The organism is Pseudomonas sp. BF-R-01 (assembly GCF_019946615.1).
Lineage (GTDB): Bacteria > Pseudomonadota > Gammaproteobacteria > Pseudomonadales > Pseudomonadaceae > Aquipseudomonas > Aquipseudomonas migulae.
In genome coordinates, this window is the sequence record NZ_JAGYFX010000027.1 from 1 (window position 1) to 12,219 (window position 12,219).

A 12,219-nucleotide genomic window follows, 5' to 3' on the forward strand; every position below is an offset into this window, starting at 1 on the left:
GTGTATCTGGCTAACCGCGTTATCGTTCTTCGCGGGCAAGCCTCGCTCCTACAAAGGGTTAGAACAGTTTCAGGGGTTCTTCGTTGAGGGCGGCGAGTTGCTCGCGCAACGCCAACACCTGATCACCCCAATACCGCTCCGTCCCGAACCACGGAAAACTGTGCGGGAACGCCGGGTCATCCCAGCGGCGTGCCAGCCACGCGCTGTAATGCATCAGGCGCAGCGCGCGCAGCGGTTCGATCAGCGCCAATTCCCGTGGGTCGAAATCATGAAACTCGTTGTAGCCGTCCATCAATTCCGACAACTGCCCCAGACATTCCTGACGGTCGCCGGCGAGCATCATCCAGATGTCCTGCACCGCCGGGCCCATGCGGCAGTCGTCCAGGTCGACGATATGGAACATCTCGTCGCGACACATCATGTTGCCGGGGTGGCAATCGCCGTGCATGCGGATGTTCTGGTGCGGCGTGGCGTTGTAGACCTCTTCCACACGCTTGAGCAGATCACGGGCGACAGATTCGTAGGCCGGCAGCAGGCTTTTGGGGATGAAGTTGCCTTCGAGCAAGGTTGTCAGCGAGGCATGACCGAAGTTCTTCACGCCCAGGGCTTCACGGTGTTCGAACGGTTTGGTCGAGCCGACGGCGTGCAGGCGACCGAGCAGTTGGCCCAGCCGATACAGCTGATCGAGATTGCCCGGCTCCGGTGCGCGGCCGCCACGGCGGGGGAACAGGGTGAAACGGAAACCGTTGTGTTCGTGCAGGCTGGCACCGTTGTGAATCATTGGCGCCACCACCGGCACGTCGCACTCGGCGAGTTCGAAGGTGAACTGGTGTTCTTCGAGAATCGCTTCGTTGGTCCAGCGCTGCGGGCGGTAGAACTTGGCGATCAGCGGTTCGGAGTCTTCGATGCCGACCTGATAGACACGGTTCTCGTAGCTGTTGAGCGCCAGAACGCGCGCGTCGCTGAGAAAGCCGATGCTTTCGACGGCATCGAGCACGAGGTCTGGGGTGAGGGTTGCAAACGGGTGGGCCATGCTGACTCCTGCGCGCAGCAGGCTGCCGCGTCCGGCCAAGCATGGTAGCGCAGACGGGCTGTCTTTAGTGGTTGGGGTTGAGATGAGTGTTGTTTGGGCTGACGCCTTCGCGGGCAAGCCTCGCTCCTACATTTGGAATGCATTTCCCTGTAGGAGCGAGGCTTGCCCGCGATGGGGCCGTATCAGGCGCCGACGATCCCGCCGTCTTCGCGGGAAATCGCCATCACCGAAGACCGCGGCTTGCCGTTCGGCAGGTGCTCAGGGAACGTCGAGCCACCGTTTTCCCCCGGATGCTGAATCCCGACAAACAGCGTCTTCTGGTCCGGAGAGAAGCTGATCCCCGTCACCTCGCAACCCACCGGCCCGACCATGAAGCGACGGATCTCACCGGTCACCGGGTCGGCACAGAGCATCTGGTTGTTGCCCATGCCGGCAAAATCACCGGCGTTGCTCGAATCGCCATCGGTCAGGATCCACAACCGTCCGGCCTTGTCGAAACCCAGGCCGTCCGGGCTGTTGAACATGTTCTGCGGCGTGATGTTCGACGAACCACCCTTCGGCGTGCCGGCGTGGACACCCGGGTTGCCGGCGACCACAAACAGATCCCAGGCAAAGCTTTTCGAGCCGTGATCATCACGGTCGGTGCGCCAGCGCAGAATCTGCCCGTAGACGTTCTTCTCGCGCGGGTTCGGCCCGCCCACCGGTTGACCGTCTTCACCGCGCTTGGCGTTGTTGGTCAGCGTGCAATAGACCTGGCCGTCCTTGGGGCTGACGACGATCCATTCCGGACGGTCCATGCGCGTGGCTTTCACCACTGTGGCGGCGAGGCGTGCATGAATCAGCACTTCGGCCTGATCGGCAAAACCGCTGCTGGCGTCGATGCCGTTTTTGCCGTGGGTCAGCTCGATCCACTCGCCCTGGCCTTTCGGGTGATCGGCATTGCCGTCGCCCGCGTCGAAACGCGCCACGTACAAGGTGCCGTGGTCCAGCAGGTCGCGGTTGGCTTTCGGGTTCTTGTGGTTGATCTTGTCGCGGCTGACGAACTTGTAGATGAACTCGCCGCGTTCGTCGTCGCCCATGTACACCACGGCGTGGCCGTCATGGGTTTCGGCCAGGGCCGCGTTTTCATGTTTGAAGCGGCCCAGCGCGGTGCGCTTGACCGGTGTCGATGTCGGATCGAACGGGTCGATTTCCACCACCCAGCCATGACGGTTGAGTTCGTTGGGGTTCTTCGCCAGGTCGAAGCGCTCGTCGTGTTGATGCCAGTTAATCTCTTTACTGGTCGCCACTGCACCGTATCGTTTCTGCGCGGCGTCGAATTTCTGCTCGGCGTTGCTGCTGCCGAAACAGTCGGTGAAGTTCTCTTCACAGGTCAGGTAGGTGCCCCACGGCGTCTTGCCGTTGGCGCAGTTCTGGAAGGTGCCGAGCACGTTCTTGCCGTGCGGGTCGGCGCTGGTTTTCACCAGCGCGTGGCCGGCGGCCGGGCCGCTGAGGCTGATCGGTGCGTTGCCGTGAATGCGCCGGTTGTAGCGCGAGCCCTGAACGAATTGCCAGTGGCCGTTCTTGCGCTGCACCTCGATCACCGACACGCCTTCGCAGGCCAGCGCCTTGCGCACTTCTTCGGCCGATTGCGGCATGCCGCCGTGCGGGTAAAGGTAGCGGTAGTTGGTGTATTCGTTGTTGATCGCCATCAGCGCCCGGTCTTTCTCACCCGGAAACTCGAACAGGCTCATGCCGTCGTTGTTGTCGCCGAACTGGACTTCCTGTTGCTCGGCGCTGCCGTTGCCGCTTGGATCAAATGCCGGACCGTTCTTTTGCAGCGGCTGGCCCCAGCTGATCAGCACCGAAGACTTGTAGCCCGGTGGCAGGGTGATTGCGTCGCTGGTGGCGGCGGGAATGCTGTCGAAACCCAACAGTTTGCTGGTGCCTGCGCTGACACTGGCCGCGAGCACGCTGCGGCTCAGCAGGTTGCCGCCGAGGAACATCGCGGCACCGCACAGGGCGCCCGCGCTGATGAAACCACGACGGCTGAGGCCGACCATTTGCTCGAGGTCGGTGGATTGGTTGTCTTCTAATAGGCTCACATCAGGCTCCCTGCTGGTTTTTGCAGTCACCTTAAAGCGCGTTAATGACGCTTGTGTTTCAGAGCGGTGTACCAAGCAGCACATTGGAGGGGGAAAATTGCACCCGCAGCGCTTTGCCGGTGGCCAGACCGTGGGTTCGCAAGTGCAGCGGTTCGGCCAGCGCGCACAGCGTCTGGCCATTGGGCAGGCCGATGCGCACTTCACTCGGGCCGTCTTCGGCGTCGAGGATTTCCTCAAGGGTGCCGGTCAGGCAATTGTGTCCGGGCGTTGCCTCGTCATCGATACCCAGCAGGTCGAGCCAACCGGCCTTGATCAGGGCGACGACTTCGGTGCCGATTTGCAGCTCCAGGCGCAGGGTGCTGTCGTGAGTGATCTGCGCCACGAGGATCAAGCCTTCAGCCAGTTCCAGGCGGATCAGGTCGTTGCGTCCCTGAGCTTCGATTTCCACGACCTTGCCGTGCAATTGATTGCGCGCGCTGGTTCTGAGCATCAGACGGCCGAGCAGGTTGAGGTCGCTGGCGTCTTCGGCCGCTTCCAACACCTGCGCCTGCAACGTTTGCAGCTTTTGATAGAGGCGCAATACGCGTTCGCCTTCGCTGGACAGCTTGGCGCCACCGCCACCCTTGCCGCCGACGCTGCGCTCCACCAGCGGTTTCTGCGCGAGGTTGTTCAGCTCGTCGATGGCATCCCATGCAGCTTTGTAGCTCAGGCCCGCGCTTTTCGCGGCGCGAGTGATCGAGCCCTGTTCGGCGATGTGTTGCAGCAAGGCGATGCGCTGCGGGCGACGGACAATGTGCTGGGACAACAACGTAGGCAAGGACATGGCGAGACGCTTCAAGGCTGTGACGATGGAGAGGACGTTGGCGGCTTGGACTAAGGGAGTCAAGTCTGACCACATTCCTTGTAGGAGCGAGCCTGCTCGCGATGGACTTGAGAACGACGCGTTCATTCAGAAAGCACGCATTATCGTTAACGTCCATCGCGAGCAGGCTCACTCCTACAGTCAGGCGGTGTCGCCGGGTTTGGGTGTTCGGGCCAGGCAATAAACGTCGACTCGCGCGGCACCGGCGTCCATTAATAGACGAGCCAATGCCTGGGCCGTGGCGCCGGTGGTCAGTACGTCGTCAACCAGCGCCAGGTGACGGCCCTTGATCAGCGCTCCGGGCATCAGCGCGAAAGCGTTACGCAGGTTCTTCCTGCGCGCATCGGCCTTCAGCTCCTGTTGCGCGCTGGTGTCCTGAATCCGTTTGAGCAGTTGTTCGTCACAGGGGATATCCAGGCTGGCGCTCAACCAGCGGGCCAGCATCGCGGCCTGGTTGAAGCCCCGTTGGCGCAGACGTTTAGCGGCGAGCGGAACGGGGACCAACGCATCTGGCCGTTCCAGCCCTTCATCGAAGCGATGTTGCAGGTATTGAGCAAGAAGTTCGGCGAGCAGGCGACCATACGGCCACTTCGCGCTGTGCTTGAATCGGGTGATCAGGCTGTCGACCGGAAAACCGTAGGTCCACGGGGCAATGACTTGCTCGAAGGGCGGCGGTTGCTGCAAGCACTGGCCGCACGTCAGGCCCGCTGCGGGTAATGGCAGGGCGCAGATCTGGCAGTGATCGCCGAGCCAGGGCAGCTCGGTTTCGCAGGCCATGCAGATCGGCGTGGCTTCTTCGGCCGTCTCGTCGCAGAGTAAACAGGTCTGGTTGTTTTTTAACCAGATGTAAACCGGTCCTTCGTATCGTGGTTGACAGCGCATCGCTCTTCCTTAAATATGCCGAACATCCGTGTCGCGTCTGTGGGTATTCCGTCCCCCGACCGCTTGCCCAGCATAAAACAAAGGAAACGCCCATGAGCGCCAGCACCTCTGCAACCCTGCGTCATGACTGGTCTTTGGCCGAAGTCAAAGCACTCTTCGTTCAGCCATTCAATGACCTGCTGTTTCAGGCGCAGACCGTGCACCGCGCGCATTTCGACGCCAACCGTGTCCAGGTTTCCACGCTGCTCTCGATCAAAACCGGCGCCTGCCCGGAAGATTGCAAATATTGTCCGCAGTCCGGTCACTACAACACCGGCCTGGAAAAAGAAAAACTGATGGAAGTGCAGAAGGTCCTCGAAGAGGCCGCTCGCGCCAAAGCCATCGGTTCGACACGTTTCTGCATGGGCGCGGCGTGGAAACACCCGTCGGCCAAAGATATGCCCTACGTGCTGAAGATGGTCGAAGGCGTGAAGGCCATGGGCCTGGAAACCTGCATGACCCTCGGTCGTCTGGACCAGGAGCAGACCGAAGCGCTGGCCAAGGCCGGCCTCGATTACTACAACCACAACCTCGACACTTCGCCGGATTTCTACACCAGCATCATCACCACCCGCACCTACAGCGAGCGCCTGCAAACCCTGGCCTACGTGCGTGATTCGGGAATGAAGATCTGCTCCGGCGGCATCCTCGGCATGGGCGAGTCCCTCGATGACCGCGCCAACCTGCTGATTCAACTGGCCAACCTGCCGGAGCATCCGGAGTCGGTGCCGATCAACATGCTGGTGAAAGTCGCCGGTACGCCGCTGGAAAATGCCGAAGACATCGATCCGTTCGACTTCATCCGCATGCTCGCCGTGGCGCGCATCCTGATGCCGAAGTCCCACGTGCGCCTGTCCGCCGGCCGTGAAGCGATGAACGAGCAGATGCAGGCCCTGGCGTTCTTTGCCGGCGCGAACTCGATTTTCTACGGCGACAAATTGCTGACCACCGCCAACCCGCAGGCCGACAAGGACATGCAACTGTTCTCGCGCCTCGGCATCCTGCCGGAAGCGCGCGAAGAGCACGCCGACGAGGTGCATCAGGCCGCCATCGAGCAGGCGCTGGTGGAGCAGAAGAGCAGCGAGCAGTTCTACAACGCCGCCGTCTAACCAACGCGAAACCCTGTAGGAGCGAGGCTTGCCCGCGAAAGAGTCACTGCGGTCGCTCAGTCAGGCCGCGGCGTTCCCTTCGCGGGCAAGCCTCGCTCCTACAGGTTATGTATGTTTTCCTTACTTGCGAGGCCTGCATGTCTTTCGATCTCGCCGCACGCCTTGCTGCCCGTCGTGCTGAAAATCTCTATCGCCAACGCCCCTTGCTCGAAAGCCCTCAGGGCCCGGAAGTGGTGGTCGATGGCCAGCCGTTGCTGGCGTTCTGTAACAACGATTACCTGGGCCTGGCCAATCATCCGCAAGTGATCGAGGCTTGGCGCGCCGGGGCTTCTCGATGGGGCGTCGGCGGCGGCGCTTCGCATTTGGTCATCGGCCACAGCACGCCACATCACGAGCTGGAAGAAGCGCTAGCTGACTTGACCGGCCGCCCGCGCGCGTTGCTGTTCACCACCGGCTACATGGCCAACCTCGGTGCGGTCACCGCGTTGGTCGGGCAGGGCGATACGGTGCTGGAAGATCGCCTCAATCACGCCTCGTTGCTCGATGCCGGTTTGTTGTCCGGCGCGCGCTTCAATCGTTATCTGCACAACGATGCAGCGAGCCTGGCCAATCGTCTCGAGAAAGCCACCGGCAATACGCTGGTGGTCACCGACGGCGTGTTCAGCATGGACGGCGATATCGCCGACCTGCCAGCGCTGGCCCGAGAAGCCAAGGCCAAAGGTGCGTGGCTGATGGTCGATGACGCGCACGGTTTTGGTCCGCTGGGTGCCAACGGTGGCGGGATCGTCGAGCATTTCGGCCTGAGCCAGGAAGACGTGCCCGTGCTGGTCGGCACCCTCGGCAAGGCGTTCGGGACGGCGGGCGCGTTCGTCGCCGGCAGCGAAGAGCTGATCGAGAGTCTGATCCAGTTCGCCCGTCCCTACATTTACACCACCAGCCAACCGCCGGCCCTGGCCTGCGCGACGCTGAAAAGCCTGGAGTTGCTGCGCAGCGAACACTGGCGGCGTGAACATCTGAAAACGCTGATCCGTCAGTTCCGCTACGGCGCCGAGCAGATCGGCCTGGAGTTGATGGACAGCTTCACGCCCATTCAACCGATCATGATCGGCGACGCCGGGCGCGCGGTGCGACTGTCGCAGATGCTGCGCGAACGCGGCTTGATGGTCACGGCGATTCGTCCGCCGACCGTGCCCGCCGGCAGTGCCCGGCTGCGGGTAACCCTGACCGCCGCGCACAGCGAAGCGCAGGTGCAGCTATTGTTAAATGGACTGGCCGATTGTTTTCAACAACTGGGACCGGAGCCAAGCCATGCGTAATCGCCTGATTCTGCTGCCCGGCTGGGGTCTCGGGATTTCTCCGCTGGAACCCTTGGCGGCTGCGTTGCAGGGGCTGGACGAACACCTGCGCGTCGAGATCGAGCCGTTGCCGGATTTGGAATCCAGCGACCTTGAAGAATGGCTCGACGAACTCGACTCGGCCGTGCCTCAGGATGCGTGGCTTGGCGGCTGGTCGCTCGGCGGCATGCTTGCCTCCGAGTTGGCGGCGCGACGCGGTGATCGTTGCTGCGGCTTGCTGACCCTGGCGAGCAATCCTTCTTTTGTTGCCCATGAACAGTGGCCGAGCGCGATGCCCGGCGAGACGTTTGATGCGTTTCTGGCAGGCTGCAATGCCGATCCGCGCATGACCTTGAAACGCTTTTCGCTGCTGTGCGCGCAAGGCGCCGAAGACCCGCGCGGGCTGTCGCGGCTGCTGCTCGGTGGTGCGCCAAACGCCTCTGCTGCGGTGTTGATGAGCGGCCTGGAGCTGCTTGCACAACTGGATACCCGCCAGGCGTTGCAGGCCTTTCGCGGTCCGCAGTTGCACCTGTTCGCCGGCCTTGACGGACTGGTTCCGGCCGAAGCGGCGGGGGACTTGCTGGCGTTGCTGCCGGATGTCGAAATCGGTCTGATTGAACAGGCCAGCCACGCGTTCCTTCTGGAAGACCCTCACGGTGTGGCGGGGGCGATCCAGGCCTTTTTGCATGAGTCCGGTGATGACTGATTTATCCCTTCCCAGCCTGCCCGGCGGCCTGCCGGACAAACGCCAGGTGGCGGCGTCCTTTTCCCGTGCGGCGGCCAGCTACGACAGCGTGGCCGAATTGCAGCGTGACGTCGGCAGCCAGTTGTTGAGCCGTTTGCCGGAAGATTTCGTGCCTGGTCGCTGGCTGGACCTGGGCTGTGGCACCGGGCATTTCAGTCGTGTGCTGGGTGAGCGTTTTCCTGGCGGTCACGGCGTGGCGCTGGACATCGCCGAAGGCATGCTCAATCACGCGCGGCCATTGGGCGGGGCCACGCACTTCATCGCCGGGGATGCAGAGCGGTTGCCATTGCAGGATTCGACCTGTGATTTGATTTTCTCCAGCCTGGCGGTGCAGTGGTGCGCAGACTTTGCGTCGGTGCTCAGTGAAGCCCATCGGGTGCTGAAACCCGGCGGAATGTTTGCGTTTGCTAGTCTGTGCGTGGGCACACTGTTTGAGCTGCGAGACAGTTGGCGTCAGGTGGATGGCATGGTGCACGTCAACCGCTTCCGCGAGTTCGGGGTTTATCAACACCTGTGTGCGGCCAGCGGTTTGAAGGTCGCGAGTCTGCAAACCCGTCCTCACGTGCTGCATTACCCGGATGTGCGCAGCCTGACCCATGAACTCAAGGCGCTGGGCGCGCACAATCTGAACCCCGGTCGGCCGGGTGGTTTGACCGGCAGGGCGCGGATCCTCGGCCTGGTCGAGGCGTATGAGCAGTTTCGTCAGGCCCAAGGCCTGCCGGCGACTTATCAAGTGGTGTACGCCGTTTTGGAGAAACCCTTATGAGCGCAGCGTATTTCATCACCGGCACTGACACCGATGTCGGCAAGACCACCGTGGCTGCGGGTTTGCTGCATGCCGCGCGGTTGGCCGGCCTGAGTACGGCGGCGGGAAAACCGGTGGCCTCCGGTTGCGACGTGACGCCCAAGGGCTTGCGCAACGCCGATGCGTTGGCGCTGCTGGCGGAATGTTCGGTGCCGCTGACGTATGCACAGGTCAACCCGGTGGCCTTCGAACCTGCCATCGCTCCGCATCTGGCGGCGCGCGAGGCCGGCGTCGCGTTGACGGTGCAATCGTTGCTGATGCCAATGCAGCAGATTCTGGAGATGCAGGCAGATTTCACCCTGATCGAAGGCGCTGGCGGCTGGCGCGTGCCGCTGGCGGATCAGGACAACCTGTCGGACCTGGCCATGGCGCTGGGTTTGCCGGTGATTCTGGTGGTCGGCGTACGGCTGGGCTGCATCAACCATGCGCTGCTGACGGCCGAGGCGATTGCCCGTGACGGTTTGCAATTGGCGGGTTGGGTGGCCAACATCATCGATGCCAAGACAGCGCGCCTTGAAGAAAACCTGGCCACGCTGGCCGAGCGGATCCCGGCGCCGTGCCTGGGGCGCGTGCCGAAACTCAAGTTGGTGACGGCCGAGGCGGTGGCGGAACACCTTCAGCTGGATTTGCTGGACTGAAGTTTCAAGCACTGGTTTTACCTATGACAAGGCACTGTGCCATTAGTGTTTTTGTCGGGCCTTTTGCAGGCGGGTCTGGTTCAATGGCCGCTGTTGATCCTTTGTAGGACGAGTTCTCCCATGGAAATCTCAGGAAGTACCGCTTTTTATGCTGGTCTGAGCACTATTCAGACGGGGCAGAACCGTGTCGATCAAGCCTCCGGCCAGATTGCCAACAATTCGGTCGAGCGTTCGGTGACCAGTCAGTCCTCCGATGCTCAGGTCAATCGCCTGCGCTCGGTTGATCGCAGCCAGCAGTCGGACCTCGCCAGCAACATGGTCGAGATGGCTCAGGGCAAGTTTCAGGTCGAGGCCGGTGTCAAAGTTGCCAAAGCTTCCGATGAAATGCTCGGTACGCTGATCGACACATTCGCTTGATCATCTGCTGAAACCGCTCTGCCAACGCCGCGACCCTTCGCGGCGTTTTTGTGTGTAAGTCCTTCTCTCCCAACTAAACTTTTCTGCAGGACGTGTTGCTCAGTCAACGGCGTTGCGTTGTCGCGTGTGCAGCTTTGCGCGGGGAGTGAAGACGAACGGCAAAAGATCGGCGCTTGACAAGATTTGGGCGTAAACGTATGTTTCAAACAACTGTTTGACCGTCACAACAAATCAACGCGGTCGTTCATTCCCGGTTACATCAGCAGAGGTTTATCGCTATGCCTGACTACAAGGCCCCCTTGCGTGATATTCGCTTCGTTCGTGACGAACTGCTCGGCTACGAAGCGCACTATCAGAGCCTTCCGGCTTGCTCGGACGCAACTCCGGACATGGTTGACGCCATTCTCGAAGAAGGCGCCAAGTTTTGTGAGCAGGTACTGGCTCCGCTGAACCGCGTGGGCGACACCGAAGGCTGCACCTGGAGCGAGTCCGGCGTTAAAACCCCGACCGGCTTCAAAGAAGCCTACAAGCAATTCGTTGAAGGCGGCTGGCCAAGCCTGGCCCACGACGTAGAGCACGGCGGCCAGGGCCTGCCGGAGTCTCTGGGTCTGGCAGTCAGCGAAATGGTTGGCGAAGCCAACTGGTCGTGGGGCATGTACCCGGGCCTGTCGCACGGCGCGATGAACACCATTTCCGAGCACGGCACGCCGGAGCAGCAACACGCCTACCTGACCAAACTGGTCTCCGGCGAATGGACCGGCACCATGTGCCTGACCGAACCGCATTGCGGCACCGACCTGGGCATGCTGCGCACCAAGGCCGAACCTCAGGCCGACGGTTCCTACAAAGTCTCCGGCACCAAGATCTTCATCTCGGCCGGTGAACACGACATGGCCGACAACATCGTCCACATCGTGCTGGCTCGCCTGCCGGATGCACCGGCTGGCACCAAAGGCATCTCGCTGTTCATCGTTCCGAAATTCATGCCGAACGAAGACGGTTCGATCGGTGCGCGCAACGCCGTGTCCTGTGGTTCCCTGGAACACAAAATGGGCATCCACGGCAACGCCACCTGCGTGATGAACTTCGACGCGGCCACCGGTTTCCTGATCGGCCCGGCGAACAAAGGTCTGAACTGCATGTTCACCTTCATGAACACCGCACGTCTGGGTACCGCGCTGCAAGGCCTGGCCCACGCCGAAATCGGTTTCCAGGGTGGCCTGAAATACGCTCGCGATCGTCTGCAAATGCGCTCCCTGACTGGCCCGAAAGCGCCGGAAAAAGCCGCCGACCCGATCATCGTGCACCCTGACGTCCGTCGCATGCTGTTGACCATGAAAGCGTTCGCCGAAGGCAACCGCGCAATGGTTTACTTCACTGCCAAGCAAGTCGACATCGTCAAGTACGGCGTGGACGAAGAAGAGAAGAAGAAAGCCGACGCACTGCTGGCGTTCATGACGCCAATCGCCAAAGCCTTCATGACCGAAGTCGGTTTCGAATCCGCCAACCACGGCGTGCAAATCTACGGCGGCCACGGCTTCATCGCCGAGTGGGGCATGGAGCAGAACGTTCGCGACAGCCGCATTTCGATGCTGTACGAAGGCACCACCGGCATCCAGGCACTCGACCTGCTGGGCCGCAAAGTGTTGATGACTCAAGGCGAGGCCCTGAAAGGCTTCACCAAGATCGTCCACAAGTTCTGCCAGACCAACGAAGGCAACGAAGCCGTTCAGGAATTCGTCGCACCGCTGGCTGCAATCAACAAAGAATGGGGCGAGCTGACCATGAAGGTCGGTATGGCAGCCATGAAAGACCGCGAAGAAGTCGGCGCGGCTTCCGTGGACTACCTGATGTACTCCGGTTACGCCTGCCTGGCCTACTTCTGGGCTGACATGGCACGTCTGGCGGCCGAGAAACTGGCAGCCGGCACCACCGAAACGGCGTTCTACACCGCCAAGCTGCAGACTGCGCGCTTCTACTTCCAGCGCATCCTGCCGCGTACCCGCACTCACGTTGCAACCATGCTGTCGGGCGCCAACAACCTGATGGACATGAAAGAAGAAGACTTCGCACTGGGCTACTAAGCCTTAACGCAGCCTTCTGAAAAAACCGCTGCTCCTTTGGGAGTGGCGGTTTTTTTTCAACTCGACTTTGGTGAAAAAAACCACGGTCGGGGGCAGTTCTCCCGTCTTTTGTAACGACCTTTGATGGGGGAGCGGTGAATTGCTGGTTGGCCGGATAGTAGTCAGTAATGCGGCGTCAAAAAAACCT

Annotated in this window: 11 protein-coding genes; 7 read left to right on the forward strand and 4 right to left on the reverse strand. The window is 61.3% G+C overall.

Annotated elements, in window-relative coordinates:
• Positions 1 to 58: 58 nt before the first annotated feature.
• The 4 genes from KGB27_RS12580 to KGB27_RS12595 form a co-directional block, all read right to left on the reverse strand.
• Complete coding sequence (locus tag KGB27_RS12580) at positions 59 to 1,033, reverse strand: serine/threonine protein kinase (protein WP_008034976.1); 975 nt, start codon at positions 1,031 to 1,033, stop codon at positions 59 to 61.
• Positions 1,034 to 1,215: 182 nt separating this feature from the next.
• Positions 1,216 to 3,117, reverse strand: coding sequence for a PhoX family protein (locus tag KGB27_RS12585; protein ID WP_207284827.1), 1,902 nt, complete (start codon positions 3,115 to 3,117; stop codon positions 1,216 to 1,218).
• Positions 3,118 to 3,175: 58 nt separating this feature from the next.
• Entirely contained in the window at positions 3,176 to 3,940 is a 765-nt protein-coding gene (locus KGB27_RS12590; protein ID WP_223480091.1) for a TOBE domain-containing protein, read from the reverse strand.
• A 180-nt stretch (positions 3,941 to 4,120) separates the two neighbouring features.
• On the reverse strand, positions 4,121 to 4,861 hold the full coding sequence (locus tag KGB27_RS12595) for a ComF family protein (RefSeq protein ID WP_223554707.1): 741 nt from the start codon (positions 4,859 to 4,861) through the stop codon (positions 4,121 to 4,123).
• A 92-nt stretch (positions 4,862 to 4,953) separates the two neighbouring features.
• Between KGB27_RS12595 and bioB the strand changes: the two genes are divergently transcribed.
• From bioB to KGB27_RS12630, 7 genes are all read left to right on the forward strand, one after another.
• On the forward strand, positions 4,954 to 6,009 hold the full coding sequence (gene bioB, locus KGB27_RS12600) for a biotin synthase BioB (RefSeq protein WP_008024223.1): 1,056 nt from the start codon (positions 4,954 to 4,956) through the stop codon (positions 6,007 to 6,009).
• A gap of 137 nt (positions 6,010 to 6,146) precedes the next feature.
• Complete coding sequence (bioF, locus tag KGB27_RS12605) at positions 6,147 to 7,325, forward strand: 8-amino-7-oxononanoate synthase (RefSeq protein ID WP_223554710.1); 1,179 nt, start codon at positions 6,147 to 6,149, stop codon at positions 7,323 to 7,325.
• Positions 7,318 to 8,049, forward strand: a complete 732-nt coding sequence (locus KGB27_RS12610) for an alpha/beta fold hydrolase (protein ID WP_008035901.1) — start codon at positions 7,318 to 7,320, stop codon at positions 8,047 to 8,049. Before bioF ends, KGB27_RS12610 begins: the two co-directional genes overlap by 8 nt.
• Positions 8,042 to 8,854: a malonyl-ACP O-methyltransferase BioC gene (gene bioC, locus KGB27_RS12615; protein ID WP_223413648.1), complete on the forward strand. Its 813-nt coding sequence runs from the start codon at positions 8,042 to 8,044 to the stop codon at positions 8,852 to 8,854. Before KGB27_RS12610 ends, bioC begins: the two co-directional genes overlap by 8 nt.
• Complete coding sequence (gene bioD / locus KGB27_RS12620) at positions 8,851 to 9,531, forward strand: dethiobiotin synthase (protein ID WP_223554712.1); 681 nt, start codon at positions 8,851 to 8,853, stop codon at positions 9,529 to 9,531. The genes bioC and bioD overlap by 4 nt, the downstream gene beginning before the upstream one ends.
• 120 nt (positions 9,532 to 9,651) lie before the next feature.
• Positions 9,652 to 9,948, forward strand: coding sequence for a hypothetical protein (locus KGB27_RS12625; RefSeq protein WP_008024213.1), 297 nt, complete (start codon positions 9,652 to 9,654; stop codon positions 9,946 to 9,948).
• Between the two features lie 278 nt (positions 9,949 to 10,226).
• Positions 10,227 to 12,032: a phenylacyl-CoA dehydrogenase gene (locus KGB27_RS12630; RefSeq protein ID WP_008024212.1), complete on the forward strand. Its 1,806-nt coding sequence runs from the start codon at positions 10,227 to 10,229 to the stop codon at positions 12,030 to 12,032.
• Positions 12,033 to 12,219 lie beyond the last annotated feature (187 nt).